The sequence below is a fragment of the Actinomycetota bacterium genome, from assembly GCA_030017835.1.
GTDB lineage: Bacteria > Actinomycetota > Aquicultoria > UBA3085 > Oleimmundimicrobiaceae > Yes70-04.
On record JASEGU010000011.1, the window covers coordinates 1 to 16993 of the forward strand.

The 16993-nt window shown below is 51.0% G+C and carries 17 protein-coding genes, 1 tRNA gene and 1 pseudogene; 17 read left to right on the forward strand and 2 right to left on the reverse strand.

Annotated elements, in window-relative coordinates; genetic code table 11:
* Nucleotides 1-137: 137 nt before the first annotated feature.
* The 14 genes and pseudogenes from QMD53_04040 (at nucleotide 138) to pfkA (ending at nucleotide 11856) form a co-directional block, all read left to right on the forward strand.
* Complete coding sequence (locus QMD53_04040; protein ID MDI6799829.1) at nucleotides 138-923, forward strand: prepilin peptidase; 786 nt, start codon at nucleotides 138-140, stop codon at nucleotides 921-923.
* Between the two features lie 179 nt (nucleotides 924-1102).
* Nucleotides 1103-1414 carry a hypothetical protein gene (locus QMD53_04045; protein ID MDI6799830.1) on the forward strand — a complete coding sequence of 104 codons (312 nt, stop codon included), beginning with the start codon at nucleotides 1103-1105 and terminating at the stop codon, nucleotides 1412-1414.
* A 5-nt stretch (nucleotides 1415-1419) separates the two neighbouring features.
* Nucleotides 1420-1629 carry a hypothetical protein gene (locus QMD53_04050; protein ID MDI6799831.1) on the forward strand — a complete coding sequence of 70 codons (210 nt, stop codon included), beginning with the start codon at nucleotides 1420-1422 and terminating at the stop codon, nucleotides 1627-1629.
* Between the two features lie 520 nt (nucleotides 1630-2149).
* Entirely contained in the window at nucleotides 2150-3625 is a 1476-nt protein-coding gene (gene trpE, locus QMD53_04055) for an anthranilate synthase component I (GenBank protein ID MDI6799832.1), read from the forward strand.
* 24 nt (nucleotides 3626-3649) lie between these two features.
* Complete coding sequence (locus QMD53_04060; protein MDI6799833.1) at nucleotides 3650-4246, forward strand: aminodeoxychorismate/anthranilate synthase component II; 597 nt, start codon at nucleotides 3650-3652, stop codon at nucleotides 4244-4246.
* Nucleotides 4243-5274, forward strand: coding sequence for an anthranilate phosphoribosyltransferase (gene trpD, locus QMD53_04065; GenBank protein ID MDI6799834.1), 1032 nt, complete (start codon nucleotides 4243-4245; stop codon nucleotides 5272-5274). Before QMD53_04060 ends, trpD begins: the two co-directional genes overlap by 4 nt.
* Nucleotides 5275-5277: 3 nt before the next feature.
* On the forward strand, nucleotides 5278-6066 hold the full coding sequence (gene trpC, locus QMD53_04070; protein ID MDI6799835.1) for an indole-3-glycerol phosphate synthase TrpC: 789 nt from the start codon (nucleotides 5278-5280) through the stop codon (nucleotides 6064-6066).
* Nucleotides 6067-6070: 4 nt separating this feature from the next.
* Nucleotides 6071-6280: pseudogene (locus tag QMD53_04075) on the forward strand (TrpB-like pyridoxal-phosphate dependent enzyme).
* Nucleotides 6281-6409: 129 nt separating this feature from the next.
* Complete coding sequence (locus tag QMD53_04080) at nucleotides 6410-7039, forward strand: phosphoribosylanthranilate isomerase (protein MDI6799836.1); 630 nt, start codon at nucleotides 6410-6412, stop codon at nucleotides 7037-7039.
* Between the two features lie 18 nt (nucleotides 7040-7057).
* Nucleotides 7058-8236 (forward strand): tryptophan synthase subunit beta, encoded by a 1179-nt coding sequence (trpB, locus tag QMD53_04085; protein MDI6799837.1) that lies wholly within the window; start codon nucleotides 7058-7060, stop codon nucleotides 8234-8236.
* Nucleotides 8233-9021 carry a tryptophan synthase subunit alpha gene (gene trpA, locus QMD53_04090; protein ID MDI6799838.1) on the forward strand — a complete coding sequence of 263 codons (789 nt, stop codon included), beginning with the start codon at nucleotides 8233-8235 and terminating at the stop codon, nucleotides 9019-9021. The genes trpB and trpA overlap by 4 nt, the downstream gene beginning before the upstream one ends.
* A gap of 27 nt (nucleotides 9022-9048) precedes the next feature.
* On the forward strand, nucleotides 9049-9915 hold the full coding sequence (gene accD, locus QMD53_04095; protein MDI6799839.1) for an acetyl-CoA carboxylase, carboxyltransferase subunit beta: 867 nt from the start codon (nucleotides 9049-9051) through the stop codon (nucleotides 9913-9915).
* Nucleotides 9916-9926: 11 nt separating this feature from the next.
* On the forward strand, nucleotides 9927-10871 hold the full coding sequence (locus QMD53_04100; GenBank protein MDI6799840.1) for an acetyl-CoA carboxylase carboxyltransferase subunit alpha: 945 nt from the start codon (nucleotides 9927-9929) through the stop codon (nucleotides 10869-10871).
* 25 nt (nucleotides 10872-10896) lie between these two features.
* A complete protein-coding gene (gene pfkA / locus QMD53_04105) occupies nucleotides 10897-11856 on the forward strand; it encodes a 6-phosphofructokinase (protein MDI6799841.1) in 960 nt (319 codons plus the stop codon).
* A gap of 83 nt (nucleotides 11857-11939) precedes the next feature.
* On the opposite strand, the gene QMD53_04110 is transcribed toward pfkA, so the two are convergent.
* Nucleotides 11940-12025: transfer RNA gene (locus QMD53_04110), tRNA-Leu, on the reverse strand.
* Between the two features lie 95 nt (nucleotides 12026-12120).
* Nucleotides 12121-13449, reverse strand: a complete 1329-nt coding sequence (locus QMD53_04115) for a glutamine synthetase family protein (protein ID MDI6799842.1) — start codon at nucleotides 13447-13449, stop codon at nucleotides 12121-12123.
* Nucleotides 13450-13608: 159 nt separating this feature from the next.
* Between QMD53_04115 and QMD53_04120 the strand changes: the two genes are divergently transcribed.
* From QMD53_04120 to QMD53_04130, 3 genes are all read left to right on the forward strand, one after another.
* Nucleotides 13609-14595, forward strand: coding sequence for an NrpR regulatory domain-containing protein (locus QMD53_04120; GenBank protein ID MDI6799843.1), 987 nt, complete (start codon nucleotides 13609-13611; stop codon nucleotides 14593-14595).
* Nucleotides 14596-14687: 92 nt separating this feature from the next.
* A complete protein-coding gene (locus QMD53_04125) occupies nucleotides 14688-16277 on the forward strand; it encodes an FMN-binding glutamate synthase family protein (GenBank protein ID MDI6799844.1) in 1590 nt (529 codons plus the stop codon).
* Nucleotides 16278-16590: 313 nt separating this feature from the next.
* A complete protein-coding gene (locus QMD53_04130; GenBank protein ID MDI6799845.1) occupies nucleotides 16591-16830 on the forward strand; it encodes a hypothetical protein in 240 nt (79 codons plus the stop codon).
* The last annotated feature ends 163 nt before the right edge of the window (nucleotides 16831-16993 follow it).

Below are 16993 nucleotides of genomic sequence, written 5' to 3' on the forward strand. Positions count from 1 at the left end.
CTGAATGACTCTTATCTCAGGAGGACACCATTTACAGAACTTTGTGGGCTTGACTCTTCCCACTTTCAAAACTGTTATAATTTTCTTTGCGCTTTAGCAAATCACGTCAGAAAGGCTTATAGATGCAGCCCCTAGCTTTGGCAATCGTTTTCATCTTCGGCCTCATAATCGGAAGCTTCTTCAACGTGGTGATCAGTCGCTTACCAAGGGGCGAGTCAATAGTCGCCCCCGCCTCCAAGTGCCCAAATTGCGATCAGCCCATAAAGCCTTACGACAATATCCCGCTAATAAGTTACCTCATCCTCAAAGGGCGCTGCCGCTCTTGCGGTCAGAAGATATCGCCCGTCTATCCAGCCGTGGAACTCTTGACGGCCACTCTATTTGCCGCCTCATTTTATAAATTTGGACTTAGCCTTGAGCTTGCGCCCTCCATCTTCTTTTTGGGAGTCCTAATCATCGTTGCCTTCATTGACTTGCGTGAGATGATAATCCCAAATAAGATAATTTATCCGGCCCTTTTGGTCTCACTCATCTTTACCGCCGCCTCTTTTATTTATCCGCTTAAATTTCCACTCATTGGTCTTAACTCACCGCTAGAGTCGCTCATCGGTCTTTTTTCGGGCGGTCTCTTTTTATACTTTGTGGCGCTGGCCGGCGAAAAGATCTTTAGGCAGGAGGCGATGGGCGCAGGGGACATAAAACTTGCCGCCTTCATGGGGCTCTATCTTGGCCGCTACATCTGGATTGCTCTATTTTTGGGTTTCTTCTTCGGCTCACTCATTGGCCTCTTTCTCATATACTTTGGGGGCAGAGGCAAGCGCGAACTTATACCCTTCGGCCCCTCACTTGCCCTTGGCGGAGCGCTGACCCTATTCCTTGGCCCCTTTATCTACGGTTTTTATGTCTCCCTTGCCTTCGGTTAGCGGTTGGCTTAAATTTGTATAATTCGAATTTATTTTGTGATGCTTTGTCAAAAAACGATTTCTGGCTCTGTCAAATCGTTCGAATCCGGGTCCTTTAGGAAAAAATTTGCAATAAGGTATATAATATTCCTTAAGGTAGTGGCCGAATAATCGATTAGGAATAGAGGTGGGGAATAAAGGTGTTTGATAATATCAATTACGGCGGCATCATCTCGACGCTATTGGAAGCATTGGATTTAGTCAAGACCTATCTGGCTCAGGAACTGAGGTCATTGGTCGACGAGAATGTTATCGAGCCGATAATGGAAGCCAAGTCCAAGCTCTTCTCCAGCTTAATGGCGGCAATTTCCCTCTCTTTTGCTGCGGCATTTCTTTCCATCGCCGCCTTTTTGGTTTTGGTCGATTTGACAGGGTCATATCCCGTCTCTTATTCGATAGTAGGGGCAGTCTTTTTGATAATGGGTATCATATTTATAAAAAAGGCTAAGTGATCAATTTGGTTGATGAGCAAAGCATCTCAAAGGGTGATCTTCAAAAGAGGTTGGATGAGATAGGTAAAGAGGTCTCCAAAAAGGTCAAGGAGAGCGACGCTGCCAGGACATCTCTCATCACCGTGATCTTGATGGCCTTTCTTGAGATGACCCTTTTTGCCTACTTTCTGGGAAAGCGAAAGGGCAAGAAGGTCTGTAAAAAGAAGAGCAAATAACGGGATTGTAAGAGACCGGAGTCGCGCATGAGAGCTACTTGGGTGATCTCGCAAAGATGCCTCCGCTCAAATTAAGGACTAAAATCATTTTTCCGCTGAAGCAAATAAAGGCTCATCTTAAAAGCGGCATAAGCCAACGAACCTGTTTTAATGAGGCTCAAAGAGATAATCGTTGACTAAGCATTATTTTTTTGATAATCTATCTTAAATCAATATTCAAAGCCGATGAGGAAGATTAGTAGCTTAAACATAGTTGGCAATAAGAGAGTCGGGGTAGCTGAAAACCGACGCCAAAGGATTTAAGTGAATGGACTTCTTGGGCGCGAAGTGAAATCCAAAAGGTGGAGATTAGCCTAGCCGGAGGCCCCGCCGTTAAAAGGGACCAAGCGTAAAAGGAGCTGATCTGGAGCGTTTGAATGAGTGCCCCGTTGATATGGGGAATTTGAGTGGCACCGCGGAAGATAATCTTTCGCCTCTTGATTAGAGGTGGAAGATTTTTTTATTTCTGGAGGTTTTATACGTGTACTATCCAAATTTTGAAGAGTTCAAAAGAGTCTCAAAAGATCATAATCTGATACCGGTCTATAGAGATCTCATCGCCGATACCGAGACGCCCGTCTCGGCCTTTCGAAAAATCGAAGCGGGGAGCGATTACGCCTTTCTTTTGGAGAGCGCCGAAAAAGGGGAGAGGTTCGGCCGCTACTCATTTTTAGGCTCTGACCCCTATCTTAGGGTGTGGGCAAAGGGCAAGTCGGTCTGGGTAGAGGACGCTTCTGGTAAGAAGGAGCTCAAGCTAAAAAATCCTCTCTCTGCAATCGAAGAAATAATTTCGACCTACAACCCCGCCAAGATTGAGGGGCTTCCGCCATTCTTTGGGGGAGCCGTCGGTTACATCGCCTACGACATGGTGGAAAATTTCGAGGATATTAAGATATCTTCCAAAGATGATCTCGGCCTCAATGATATGGTCTTCTTCTTTACCGACACCATCCTGATCTTCGACCATCTGGCTCACAGGATAAAGGTTGTGGCAAATGCCCACATAAATGGGGATGCAAAGGCCGCTTACGAGGACGCTGGCTTAAAGATAGACACGCTCGTAAAAAAGATAGATGGCTCTTATCCTCGCGGTGGATTAAAGCCCAAGATCGCCGGGGGCTCCAAGGTGACATCAAACATCGAAAGGGACGATTTTTTGGCCATGGTCGAGAGAGCCAAGGAGTACATCAGGGCGGGCGATCTGCTTCAAGTGGTCCTCTCTCAGCGCTTCTCGACCAAATTCGATGGCGATCCCTTCGATATCTACCGGGCGCTAAGGATAATAAATCCATCACCCTATATGTATTATTTGAAGCTTGGTGCCTCAAAGATCATCGGCTCCTCTCCCGAATCGTTGGTCAAGGTGACCGGGCAAAGCGTCTCAACCTGTCCAATCGCGGGGACCAAGCCGAGGGGAAGAGACGCGGCCGAAGACTTGGAGCTCGAGACCAATCTTCTGGGTGACCCCAAGGAGCGGGCCGAGCACCTTATGCTTGTGGATCTTGGACGGAACGACATCGGACGGGTGGCCAAGGCGGGCAGCGTAGAAGTGGAGGATTTCATGACCGTAGAGAGATACTCTCACGTGATGCATATAGTTACGACCGTTACGGGTCAGCTCAAGGAGGGAAAGAGCGCTTTTGACGCCATCGCTTCGGTCTTTCCGGCCGGCACCGTCTCTGGCGCTCCCAAGATCAGGGCGATGGAAGTAATCGATGAGCTGGAGAAGGTTAGAAGAGGCACATACGCTGGGGCAATCGGCTACTTCAGCTACCTTGGCGATCTTGACTCGGCCATAACCATTCGCACGATCCTCATTCACGAGGAGAAGGCATATGTACAGGTCGGAGCGGGTATCGTTTACGATTCAAAGGCCGAGAGCGAATACGAGGAGACAAAAAATAAAGCTAAAGGCATGTTAAAGGCCGTCTCTATGGCCAAAGAAGGTCTTTTGTGAGCATTTATGGAATGAGGTCTGATAATGATACTCGTTATAGATAATTACGACTCCTTCACCTACAATCTGGTCCAATATCTTGGCGAGCTTGGAGCAACGATCGAAGTTGCAAGAAATGACAAGATAGCTTTGAGCGAGATCAAAAAGATGGCCCCAGGTCACATAGTCATCTCGCCCGGCCCCTGCACGCCGAGCGAGGCCGGCATCTCGATGGATCTCATCAAGGAATTTATGGGAAGGATTCCGATTCTAGGCGTCTGCTTGGGCCATCAGGCGATAGTCCAGGCGCTGGGCGGAAAGATCATAAGGGGCGAGGTTCCAGTTCATGGCAAGACGAGCGAGATTTACCACGACGGCAAGGGCGTATTTGTAGATATTCCAAATCCCTTCACGGCCACCCGCTACCACTCGCTCATCGCCGAGAGGAAGTCTTTGCCAGAGGTTTTTGAGATCTCGGCCAGGACGGCCGATGGGGTCATAATGGGCGTTAGGCACAAAGAGCACATCTTGGAGGGCATCCAATTCCACCCCGAATCCATCCTGACGACCGAGGGGAAAAGGATACTTAAGAATTTTTTAGACATGGACTATGGTAAGTTCGATCAGAAGGAGGAGAGATGATAGGCGAAGCGATCAAGAAGCTCGTTTCTCATAAGGATCTCGGCTTCGATGAGGCAAGGGCGGTGATGGAGGAGATCATGAGCGGTCAAGCGGCAGATGGTCAGATCGGGGCCTTCTTGACCGCTCTTAGGATGAAGGGGGAGACAGCGGCCGAGATCGCCGGCTTTGCCGGAGTGATGATGGATAAGGTCGAGAGGGTGACCCCAAGCGCGAAATTATTGGTGGATACCTGTGGCACCGGCGGCGATTGCAGCGGAACCTTTAACATCTCGACGACAGCAGCCTTCATCGCGGCCGGGGCCGGGGTGACCATCGCCAAGCATGGTAATCGCAGCATCTCGAGTGCCTCTGGGAGCGCAGATCTCTTGGAAGCCTTAGGGGTAAATATCTCCCTTAAGCCAGAGGGGGTTGCAAGATGCATAGACGAGGTGGGGATCGGCTTCATGTTCGCTCCGTCACTTCACCCGGCCATGAAGTATGTGATGCCGGTCAGAAGGGCGATTGGGATTCGCACGGTCTTCAATATGCTGGGACCCCTGGTCAATCCGGCCGGGGCCAAAGCCCAGATAATCGGGGTCTATGAGGAGGGGTTGACCGAGGTCTTCGCCGAGGTTCTCCGCGAGCTGGACGGCCGCCATGTTTTGGTCGTCCATGGGGCGGGCGGCTTAGATGAGCTTTCAACCTTGGGCAAGAGCCGGATAACCGAGCTCAAAGGGGGTAAAATAAAGAGCTACCACATAGAGCCAGAAGATCTGGGGCTAAGGAGGGTCAAGATTGAAGATATCTTGGGCGGCGACGCTAAGAAGAATGCGAAGATCACCTTAGATATCTTATCTGGCAAGAAGGGCGCAAAGAGGGATATTGCCCTCTTGAACGCGGCCGGGGCCATCCTGGTCGGTAAAAAGGCCAAGGATCTAAAGGCGGCCCTAGCTCTTGCGGCTGAATCGGTCGATTTAGGACGCGCTAAAGAAAAATTGGATCAACTCATCGCCTTTAGCGATGAGAATAAACACGAGGGGCAGAGCTAGATCATGATCTTGGATAAAATCATCGCGGGCAAAAGAGCTGAACTAATGGAGACAAAGAGCCGCCATTCTCTCCAAGAGATGAAGGCCAGGGCGGCCCAGGCCGGCCCTAGCCGCGATTTTAAAGGGAGCCTTAGGGCTCCTGGTTTGAGCCTGGTCGCCGAGATAAAGAAGGCTTCCCCCTCAGCCGGAATCATAAGGGATGATTTTGACGCTAAAAAAATCGCGAAGATTTATGAGGCGGCCGGAGCCTCTGCTATCTCAGTGATCACTGAAGAGAAGCATTTTTTGGGCAATCTTGATTATTTAAGCTTGGTCAAAAGGGCCGTTTCACTTCCCATACTTCGCAAAGACTTTATCATCGATGAGTATCAAATCTACGAGTCAAAGGTCTTTGGGGCCGACGCCATCCTTCTTATTGCGGCCGTCTTAAAGGATGACGAATTAAAAAGATTTATCCAGATTGCAGAGGAGATTGGGCTTGCCACCTTGGTCGAGGTTCACAGCGAGGATGAGCTGAAAAGAGCTTTTGAGCTCGGAGCTCAGGTGATCGGCATCAACAACCGCGATTTGAATACCTTCAAGGTCGATATTGAGACCACGTTTGCGCTCAATAAACTGATAACATCTGATAAAATTGTTGTGGCCGAAAGCGGAGTAAAGAGCAGAGAAGATATTTTGAGCCTCGAAGAAGCCAAGGTCGATGCCGTCTTGATCGGGGAGGCTCTGATGCGAAGCGGCGATATCGGGCTAAAGATAGATGAGCTATTCAAAGAGACCATTAAAAGAAGTTGAAGAGATGAACGAAAACAAGATCTTTTTGAGCGAGAAGGAGATGCCGACGGCTTGGTATAACATCCAGCCCGACCTGCCCGCCCCTCTTCTTCCGCCGCTAAACCCCGCGACAGGCAAGCCGATCGGACCAAAAGACCTCCTTCCCATCTTCCCGATGGAGATAATCAAACAAGAGGTGAGCCAGGAGCGCTGGATAGAGATACCAGATGAGGTTATGGCCGCCTACGATAGCTATCTTGGCGGAAGCTTAGAGGATTACGCCTATCCTAAAGAGAAGATAGAGGAAGCCTTAGCTGAGCTCCCTGATTTTGAGGCCAACCTCAAACTTTAAGAAGGATTAAATTTGGTAAGGGTAAAGATATGTGGGATCACCAATCTGGATGACGCTCTGATGGCGGTCGAATATGGAGCGGATGCACTGGGATTCGTATTTGCGACGAGCCCAAGGCGCATTGAGCCCAACGTTGCAAGGGAGATAATAATGGAGCTTCCTCCCTTTGTCTCCAAGGTCGGGGTCTTTGTGGATGAAGGGGCCCAAGCCGTTCAGAAAATTGCCAAGGAGTGCGGTCTGGACAGTTTGCAGTTTCATGGCAAGGAGAGAGCCGTCTATTGCTCGGCTTTCAAGGGGGCCTACAAGGTCATCAAGGCCTTTAAGGTCTCAGCCGACTTCAAATTTGAGACCTTAAGGGGTTATGGGGTAGACGGCGTTCTTCTTGACACTTATGTTGAGGGGAGGGCAGGCGGAAGCGGGCTTACCTTCGATTGGCAAATAGCCAGGGAAGTTAAGGCCTCCTCGATGAGGCCGCTCATCCTTTCGGGTGGACTAAACCCGCAAAACGTCGCCGAAGCGATCCAAGCGGCCCACCCCTTTGCTGTCGATGTCTCAAGCGGGGTCGAAGCCGCCCCGGGCAGAAAAGACGGCCCTAAGATTGAAAAATTCATAAGGAGAGCCAAGGGCCGGCCTTGCGATTGAAGGCGGTCCCGCAAAAAAATGTTACCTGACGAAAAGGGATATTTTGGAGAATTTGGAGGCAAGTTCGTTCCCGAGACCTTGATGGCCGCCCTCATCGAGCTCGAAGAGGCTTATGCTCGCTTCAAGGATGATCCCGATTTTCTTGCTGAGGTTGAATTTTACCTAAGGGATTATGCGGGTCGCCCAACCCCGCTCTACTTCGCTCAAAGGCTTTCAGATCGCTATGGGTTCGAAGTCTTCTTGAAGAGGGAAGATCTCTGTCACACCGGGGCCCATAAGATCAACAACACCATCGGCCAGGCGTTGCTCGCCAAGAGGATGGGGAAGAGGCGGGTCATCGCCGAAACCGGTGCCGGTCAGCATGGCGTAGCCGCCGCCACCGTAGCCGCCCTCTTTGGGATGGACTGCCGAATCTACATGGGGCAGGAGGATATTAGGCGGCAAGCTCCAAACGTTCTTCGGATGAAGCTTTTAGGAGCCGAGGTCTATCCGGTCACCTCGGGCAGTCGGACGCTCAAAGACGCCATGAATGAGGCGATTCGTGATTGGGTGACAAATGTTCAAAATACCTTTTACATAATCGGCTCGGTCGCCGGGCCCCATCCCTACCCAATGATGGTGCGCGATTTTCAGACCGTTATTGGACGCGAGATAAAGGAACAGATTCTAAAGGCTAAAGAAAGACTGCCCGATTACTTGATCGCCTGCGTCGGTGGAGGGAGCAACGCCATCGGCGCCTTCTATCCCTTCATCGGGGGCGATATAAAACTCATCGGTGTCGAAGCGGCAGGTCTTGGCCTTGAGAGCGGAAAGCATGGAGCTCCCTTGGCAGAAGGATCGGTTGGGGTTTTGCACGGCTCCAAAAGCTACGTCCTATCGGATGAGTACGGCCAGATAATAGAGGCCCATTCGATCTCGGCTGGTCTCGACTATCCGGGCGTCGGCCCTGAGCATAGCTATCTCAAAGATGAGGCCCTAGTCGAGTACGGCTCGATCACGGATAAAGAGGCCCTTTCTGCCTTCAAGCTCCTCTGTCGGATGGAGGGGATAATCCCCGCTCTTGAGAGCTCACATGCTTTGGCCTACCTCGAGAAGTTAGGTAGCGAGGCAAAGGGCGGGCTTGTCGTGGTGAACCTTTCGGGCCGAGGAGATAAGGACTTGGATACGGTGGTAAAAGAATTGGAGATAAAGATTTGAGCCGAATAGAAGAGGTCTTTTGCGAACTTAATAAGGCAAACAAAAAAGCCCTCATCCCCTTCGTTGTTGGCGGCTATCCCAGCCTTGAGGTCTCTGAAAGGCTGATAGGGGGCTTGAGCGAAAATGGAGCCGATATGATCGAGATCGGCATCCCTTACTCTGATCCTCTAGCCGACGGCCCAACTATTCAGAGGGCCTATGAGGTCGCCCTCAAAAACGGCGTAGATACAGACGATATATTGGCCATGGCAGGAAGGCTTACCAAAAAGATAACAACTCCTCTAATCATAATGACTTATTACAATATCATCTACCGTTATGGCGAGGAGCGCTTTGCGACGGCGGCCAAGGAGATCGGTATCGCAGGCGTGATAATTCCGGATTTGCCGGTTGAAGAGGCGGCCGACTGGAAAAAGATTGCCGAAGCCAATTATTTGGATACCATCTTTTTGGTCGCACCGACAAGCCCGGGCGATAGGATATCCTTAATAGCCGAGGCCTCCAAGGGCTTCATCTACTGCCTTTCGCTGACAGGGGTTACTGGGGCAAGGAGCGAGGTCTCAAAGGATCTTGCCGCCTTCTTAACGCGCATCCGCACAAAGACCGAAAAACCGCTTGCGGTCGGCTTTGGGATATCCAGCCCCGAGGCGGCCAAGAACGCCGCCAAGCTCTCCGATGGGGTGATCGTCGGAAGTGCTCTTATAGATTTGATTGACCACTCTGGTATAGAATATGATAAGATTTACGAGTTTATTCAAGCGATGAAGGCGGCTATCGGGGGCTGATGCTCCCTTTGAGTCGGTCATATTAATATGCCTATATCGGAATGGTTTCAAAAAAAAGAGAAATATAACCAGGTAAGCCGGGTCTCTCGGAAGAGGGCCGTTCCCGACGGAGTCTGGTCCAAATGCGCTCACTGCTCTGAGATAATCTATCAGAAGGAGCTTCAGAACAATCTTTGGGTCTGTCCCAAGTGCAATTACCCCTATCCCATAACGGCCATCCAGCGCTTGAGCCTCCTCGTAGATGATTCCAAATACGATGAGCTGGATTTTAGCATGACCTCCATCGATCCCTTGAAATTCGACTCCGAAAAGCCCTATGCGGAGAGCATAGAGAGATCAAAAATCAAGACATCTTTAACCGAGGCCGTCATCACGGCCAGAGGCAGCATAAACGGTAAAAAGGTGGTGCTCGCCGTCATGGATTTTAGGTTCATCGGCGGCAGCATGGGGTCGGTTGTCGGCGAGAAGGTCACCAGGGCTATAGAGGTTGCCAGAGGCGAAGGACTTCCCTTCATCGCAATATCTTCATCGGGAGGTGCTCGCATGCAGGAGGGGATCTTCTCTCTCATGCAGATGGCCAAGACATCGGCTGCCATAGCTAGATTTAAAGAGACAAAGCTCCCCTTCATCTCGGTCCTCACCAATCCGACGATGGGTGGTGTTATGGCGAGCTTCGCTTCCCTTGGGGATGTTATAATCGCCGAGCCGAGGTCACTCGTCGGTTTCACCGGAGCCAGGGTCATCGAGAAGACGATTGGTCAAAAGCTTCCCAAAGGCTTTCAGACGGCGGAGTTCATGCTGGAATATGGCCACATAGACATGGTTGTAGAACGAAAGAACCTCAAAGAGGTTATATCGAAATTGCTGGCCTTCTTCTTGGGTGATCAAAGTTGAAGAGGTTCATGATGGATTTTGAAAAACCCGTAGTTGAACTGGAAATAAGGCTGGAGGAGCTGAAGAGATCCTCTTCACTCGAAAATCAGGAGATTGCCAAGGAGATAGAGGAGCTTGAGCAGAAGATTGAGAGGCTCAAAAAGAAGGTCTATTCCAACCTTGCTCCCTTCGAGAAGGTCCAGATAGCTCGCCACCCTAATCGTCCCCGCACCTTCGATTATATCGAGACGATCTTTGCCGATTTCATGGAGTTTCATGGAGACCGCCTCTATTACGACGATGCGGCCATCGTCGGCGGTCCAGCCAGACTGGATGGAAGAGGCGTCATGGTAATAGGGAATCAGAAGGGCCGGAATATTAAGGAGAATATGGAGAGGAACTTTGGCATGCCTCATCCAGAAGGTTATCGTAAGGCCCTTCGCCTGATGGATCTGGCCGAGAAGTTCTCTCTACCCATAGTCTCTTTCATCGACATTCAAGGAGCTTATCCAGGCGTCGAGGCCGAGGAGCGTGGCCAGGCGGCCGCCATTGCCGAAAACATCATGAGGATGAGCAGCCTCTCTGTTCCAATAGTCGTCATCATAATCGGCGAGGCCGGAAGCGGCGGCGCCCTGGCCATTGGTGTCGGCGATCGCATCTACATGATGGAGAACTCCTATTATTCCGTGATAACCCCGGAGGGCTGCGCCTCCATCCTCTGGCACGATGAGACCAGGGCCAAAGAGGCGGCCGAGGTCTTGAAGATAACCTCCGATTGGATGGTCGAATTCGGCATTGTCGACGGTGTCATACCTGAGCCCTTGGGTGGGGCGCACAGAGATCACAACTTCGTGGCAAGCGAGACAAAGAAGACCTTGATCCAAGCCTTTAGCGAATTGGATTCCCTAAGTCCCGACCAGATTCTTCAAAGTAGGTACGAAAGGCTAAGAAAAATCGGCCGATTTGCCGAAGAATAGTCTAAACGACCACTTGGAGAGTGATATGAAAAAGATAGGCGTTTTGACCAGCGGCGGGGATGCTCCCGGCATGAACGCGGCCGTAAGGGCCGTGGTGAGAACCGCAATCTATAAAAAGCTTGAAGTAATTGGTTTTCTGGATGGATTCAGCGGCTTAATAAAGGCCGACTTTCAAGAGCTCGATCTCTCCTCCGTCGGCGGCATGGTCGATCGGGGAGGAACCTTTCTGGGCACAGCCCGCGTTCCTGAATTCACCACCCTCTCCGGACAGAAGGAAGCGGTCGAAACCATAAAGAGACTCGACATAGATGCCTTGATCGTGATCGGCGGCAATGGTTCACTCACCGGAGCCCACATCTTCTCCAAATACTCCATTCCGACCATCGGCGTTCCGGCCAGCATCGATAATGATGTCTTTGGCACCGACTATTGCATAGGTTTCGATACCGCCGCAAATACCGCCGTCGATGCCATATCCAAAATAAGGGATACTGCCTCATCTCACGATCGCGTCTTTCTGGTCCAGGTGATGGGGAGGAATTCCGGCATGATCGCGCTCTCGGCGGCCTTGGCCGGTGGCGGCGATTCGGTCATCATTCCAGAGAGACCCTGGACCATAGACGAAATATGTAAAAATATCAAATATGGCCAGAAGCGGGGCAAGAAACACAACCTGATAGTGGTGGCTGAGGGGGCCGGCAATATAAATGAGATAGCCACCCAGATAAAATATCAGAACAATCTAGATGTCAGGGTGACGGTCCTCGGCCACATCCAGAGGGGTGGGGCGCCGACGGCATTCGATCGCAATTTGGCCTCAAGGCTTGGCCATGAGGCAGTAATCGCCCTAAAGGCCAAAGAGAGCGATAAGATGGTTGGTTTATCTGGCAGAGAGATGAAGCTTGTCGACCTGGAAGAGGTTGTCTTGAATAAACCAGAACTTGACGACAAAATCTATCAGTTGGTCAAGATATTATCCCTCTAAGCGGCATTTATTAAGGCGAGATCAATAAAGGCCTCGCGCCTAGGCGCGAGGCCTTTATCCTTTTTAAGCTGGTCTTAAATAAATGGTGCCGAAGGTGGGAGTCGAACCCACATGAGCGAAGCCCACACGAGTTTGAGTCGTGCGCGTATGCCAATTCCGCCACTTCGGCCCGTGCTTTAGCAATTATAGAGGAGGCTGAAAAGCCGGTCAATCGGTTTAAGTCTGGAACTTGGGCCAGCTCAATCCGACCGGTCTTATTAAGGATTACAGGATGGGCAGATATTTCTCCATCTCGTAAGGGGTGACCCTGGCCCTGTGATCGTTCCACTCCATCCGCTTATTCTTGAGGAACCAGCTGAAGACCTCATCACCGAGTGCTTTCTTCAAGAGCTCGCTCCCCTCCATCTCTTTTAAGGCTTCGTAGAGGTCTTCGGGGAGCGACTCGATGCCGGCCCTCTTTCTCTCTCCTTCATCCATCTCGTAGATGTTGTTTGTGACCTGATCGCTCAGCTCATATCCCTTCTCTATCCCCTCAAGGCCGGCGGCGAGCATGACGGCAAAGGCGAGATAGGGGTTGCAGGCGGGGTCGGGCGAGCGGAGCTCGATGCGGGTGGCCGCCTCTTTGCCCGGCTTATACATCGGCACCCTGACAAGTGCCGAGCGGTTGCGGTGAGCCCAACAGATGTAGACGGGAGCCTCATAGCCGGGGACCAAGCGTTTGTAAGAGTTGACCCATTGGTTGGTGACGGCGCAGATCTCTTTGGCGTGCTTCAAGATGCCCGCGATATAGGACTTGGCAACCTTGGAGAGATGGTATTCGTCGCTTGGATCATGGAAGGCGTTACGATCTCCGACAAAGAGAGACTGGTGGGTATGCATGCCGCTTCCGGCCTCCCCATACATTGGCTTGGGCATGAAGGTGGCATAGACGTTGTGCAGCTCGGCCACTTCCTTTACGACCAGACGGTATATCATGACGTTGTCTGCCATCTTGAGGGCTTCGGTGTATCTAAGGTCTATCTCATGCTGGCTCGGTCCGACCTCATGGTGGCTGTATTCAACCTGAATACCGAATTTTTCAAGTGTCAATACGGTATCGCGTCTCAGGTCGACCGCCAGATCCAAGGGGGTCAGGTCGAAATAGGTCCCCCTATCCAAGACCTCGGTAGATTTAGAGTCTTTAAAGTAGTAGTACTCGAGCTCAGGCCCGATGTAGAAGGTGTAACCCATCTCTTTTGCGCGGGCGAGGTTTCTCTTCAAAACGTATCTAGGGTCGCAATTGTAGAAGGAGCCATCGGGGTTTAAGATGTCGCAGAACATGGTGGCCACGAGTTGCCCATTGGATCTCCAAGGGAGTATCTGTAGCGTACTCGGATCGGGCATGGCTATCATGTCGCTCTCCTCAATGCGAGCAAATCCTTGAATGGAGGAGCCGTCAAAACCCATCCCTTCTGTCATGGCAGTATCGAGCTCATCTATGGTTATAGCAAAGCTTTTCAGAAGACCCAACACGTCCGTGAACCAAAGGCGGACGAACTTTATCTTGTTCGATGTTATCTTCTCAATGACCTCTTCTTTACTAAGTTCTCCCAACACTTCCTCCTTATGCTTCTATTGTCATCAACATTTTAAAACAACGCGGTGCCCTTTGAAAGAATTTTATGTTGATTCCAAGGTCCAAGACTGCTAGGATATACCCAATTATCAGCATAAAGCAATACGGTAACCGTTTGCCGTAGAAATGGGATCGACGTGAGCAAAGATATAGAGAGAAAGACCCAAGCCATACTCAAGATCTTGAGTGAAGAGGACGAACTGATTGGGGCGAGTCGCATATCTGGCCGCCTGAAGGAGCTCGGCATCGATCTTACCGAGAGGGCCGTGCGTTATCACCTAAAGATAATGGACGAGCGCAAGCTGACCAGGGTCGAGGGGAAGCAGGGTCGAGTCATAACCGAAAAAGGCCTAGAGGAACTGAAGAATGCCCTGGTTTCAGATAAGGTAGGCATGATAATAAGCAAGATAGACCGCCTGTCTTACTTGACCGATTTCGATCTGAAAGAGCGAGTCGGCAAGATAATCCTTAACGTCTCCTTGATCCCGGCCGACCAGTTCGAAGAGGCTTTAGATGTAATGAAGGATGTCTTTTCGGCCAAATTATGCATGAGCGAACTGGTCATGGTTGCCTTTGAAGGCGAGAAGGTCGGTAGCCTGGAGGTGCCGACCGATGCGGTCGGTTTTGGGACCGTCTGCAGCGTCACCCTAAACGGCCTTCTCTTTAAGAGGGGGATACCGGTTCGCAGCCGTTTTGGAGCCATCTTGGAGATGAAAGAGGGGGCTCCCAACAGGTTCACCGACCTCATAAACTATGAGGGTTCTTCCTTGGATCCCCTGGAAATATTCATTAAGAGCAGGATGACCTCGGTTAGAGAGGCGGCTAAGACCGGGTTCGGCAAGATACTAGCCGGCTTTCGCGAGGTTTCGGCCGCTGCGGCAGATAGCCTGGACGGGGTTCTCGACGAACTTATGAGCGTCGGCATCGATGGAACCATGGTCATCGGCCGTCCCAATCAACCGGTCTTGGAGACGCCCGTCATGATGGATAGCATCGGGATAGTCGTGGCCGGAGGTCTTAATCCTTTGGCCGCTGTCGAAGAGGCTGGGATAGAGACCAAAAGCCGGGCCATGTCAACGATGGTGGAATTTACGGATCTTGGAAGCTTCTGGGATCTGTTTTGATGAAATTAATAAAAAAACCTAAAGGAAGGGGGATAGTTTAAGGTTTTCGTTTTCATCCGTAGAATCGACGATCAACACAGGAGGATCTTTTAATGAATTTGCAAAGACCCAACGGCAACGACGCGACCGAGACCTCCAATAGGTCTAAGAGCGTAACCCCGGGCTCCGGTCTATGTACTCGTTGCATAGATGGGTGCAAGGGAAACTGCGAGGTCTTCAAGGCCTCTTTCCGCGGACGGGAAGTCATTTATCCTGGTCCCTTTGGCGACGTTACAGCCGGCGGTGACAAGGATTATCCGGTCGACTACTCTCATTTAAACATTCATGGCTATGCTCTTGGCGCCGAAGGCCTGCCCGAAGGCGAGGTTGGAAACCCCGACAATACCCTCTTTCCATTGGTCGATACTGAGACCGAGTTCGGTTACGAGAATAAGGTTAAGATGCGAGTGCCGATCTTCACAGGAGCTTTGGGTTCGACTGAGATAGCTCGCAAGAACTGGGAGCATTTCGCGGCTGGAGCGGCCATAAGCGGCATCTCGCTAGTTTGCGGCGAGAACGTCTGCGGAATCGATCCAGGTCTCGAAAGAAACAAACACGGCAAGATGACCAAGTCGCCCGATATGGAGAGGCGTGTCGAGGCCTACCGTCGCTATCATGATGGTTATGGTGACATCCTGGTCCAACTAAACGTCGAGGATACCCGCCTCGGTGTTGCCGAATACGTTTTGGATAAACTGGGAGTCGAGACCATAGAACTCAAGTGGGGCCAAGGGGCAAAATGCATCGGCGGCGAGATCAAGGTGAACAGCTTAGAACGAGCTCTTGAGCTTCAGAAGAGGGGATACTTGGTCACCCCAGATCCTTCGCTCCCCGAAAACCAAGCCGCTTTCAATGACGGCGCTCTTCGTCAGTTCGAGAGGCATTCACGTCTTGGTTTTGTCGACGAGGAGGAATTCTACGCGGCGGTCGAGAGGCTGAAATCTCTCGGAGCCAAGAGGGTAACCTTAAAGACAGGGGCTTATACTATGAGAGAACTGGCTATGGCTCTCAAATGGTCTTCCAAAGCCAAGATAGATCTTCTGACCATCGATGGTGCTCCGGGCGGAACCGGTATGAGCCCCTGGCGGATGATGGAGGAGTGGGGCGTTCCCACCTTTTATCTGCAGGCTATGACCAACGAACTCTGCACCAAACTGGCTGAGAGGGGAGAATATATCCCGGATATAGCCATCGCCGGCGGATTCTCGACCGAGGATCACGTCTTTAAGGTGCTGGCCATGGGATCGCCTCACACCAAGGCGGTCTGTATGGGCCGAGCTCTTATGATACCGGGCTTTGTCGGCAAAAACATCGGTACATGGCTCAAAGAGGAGTCGCTTCCAAACACCGTCTCTAAATTCGGCAGCAGCGTCGAAGAGATATTTGTATGCTATGAGACTCTCAAGGCTAAATACGGCAAAGAGATAGACGAAATGCCGCTTGGCGCCATTGCTGTCTATACCTTCTCGGACAAGATCAAAGTCGGATTGCAGCAGCTCATGTCGGGCAGCCGCAACTTCAAGATCTCGAGCATCAAAAGAAATGACCTAATGGCTCTAACTAAGGAGGCCGCCAAGATAAGCGGCATCCCTTACGTTATGGAGTCATATCGTGATGAGGCTATGAAGATAATAGAGGGTTAACGATCTAACTTCCTCTTAGAGCCAACTCAAAATGGCCGCAAGGTTTTGAACCTTGCGGCCATCAATATTTCGACTACAACGAAGAGGAGAGAGAGCTCTATCGCAGAGATTTAGGCGAACTTCCTTCATGGTTCGAGGGGATCTTCTTCAATATAATGCCCGACCTCGTTCTCCAACCCGCCTCCACAAAGGATGTGTCGGAGGCGGTCAAATTTGCGGCCGCAAACGGTCTGCCCCTTATCGCTAGGGGCTGCTCTTCCTGGGGCTTTGGCGGCTCCATCCCGGGCTCCATCCCTATCTGGCTTTTGCCGTCATGCTTGCGGCCGGTCTTGAGGGGATCGAGAAGGGCTATGAACTTCCCGACCAAGTGACCAACAATATCTACCACATGACCGATCAAGAGAGGGCGGGCGCCGGCATAACGTCGCTCCCATCCGATCTTTCCGAGGCCATTAAGCTAGCCGAATCTAGCGACTTTTTAAAGAGAGCCCTTGGCGACCACCTCTTTGAAGCCTTCATTGAGAACAAAAAAAGTAGAGTGGAACAATTATAAAGCTCAAGTTACAGAGTACGAGCTTGGAACCTATCTTCCAATACTCTAAAGACCGCTCTTTTTGGGGAGAAGGGGAGAATATCTGCCCCCTTTGAATCGACCAAAGAAAAACTCTTCTTCAAAAGAGAGACTGGATAGATTAAACTTGAGAAAGCGATAAATT

What these genes read in the sequence shown, in the direction of transcription:
- QMD53_04060 (MDI6799833.1), top strand. Translation starts at nt 3,650, where the DNA reads ATGATACTCGTTATAGATAATTACGACTCCTTCACCTACAATCTGGTC.
- trpD (MDI6799834.1), top strand. Translation starts at nt 4,243, where the DNA reads ATGATAGGCGAAGCGATCAAGAAGCTCGTTTCTCATAAGGATCTCGGC.
- trpC (MDI6799835.1), top strand. Translation starts at nt 5,278, where the DNA reads ATGATCTTGGATAAAATCATCGCGGGCAAAAGAGCTGAACTAATGGAG.
- trpB (MDI6799837.1), top strand. Translation starts at nt 7,058, where the DNA reads ATGTTACCTGACGAAAAGGGATATTTTGGAGAATTTGGAGGCAAGTTC.
- accD (MDI6799839.1), top strand. Translation starts at nt 9,049, where the DNA reads ATGCCTATATCGGAATGGTTTCAAAAAAAAGAGAAATATAACCAGGTA.
- QMD53_04100 (MDI6799840.1), top strand. Translation starts at nt 9,927, where the DNA reads ATGGATTTTGAAAAACCCGTAGTTGAACTGGAAATAAGGCTGGAGGAG.
- pfkA (MDI6799841.1), top strand. Translation starts at nt 10,897, where the DNA reads ATGAAAAAGATAGGCGTTTTGACCAGCGGCGGGGATGCTCCCGGCATG.
- QMD53_04125 (MDI6799844.1), top strand. Translation starts at nt 14,688, where the DNA reads ATGAATTTGCAAAGACCCAACGGCAACGACGCGACCGAGACCTCCAAT.
- QMD53_04130 (MDI6799845.1), top strand. Translation starts at nt 16,591, where the DNA reads ATGCTTGCGGCCGGTCTTGAGGGGATCGAGAAGGGCTATGAACTTCCC.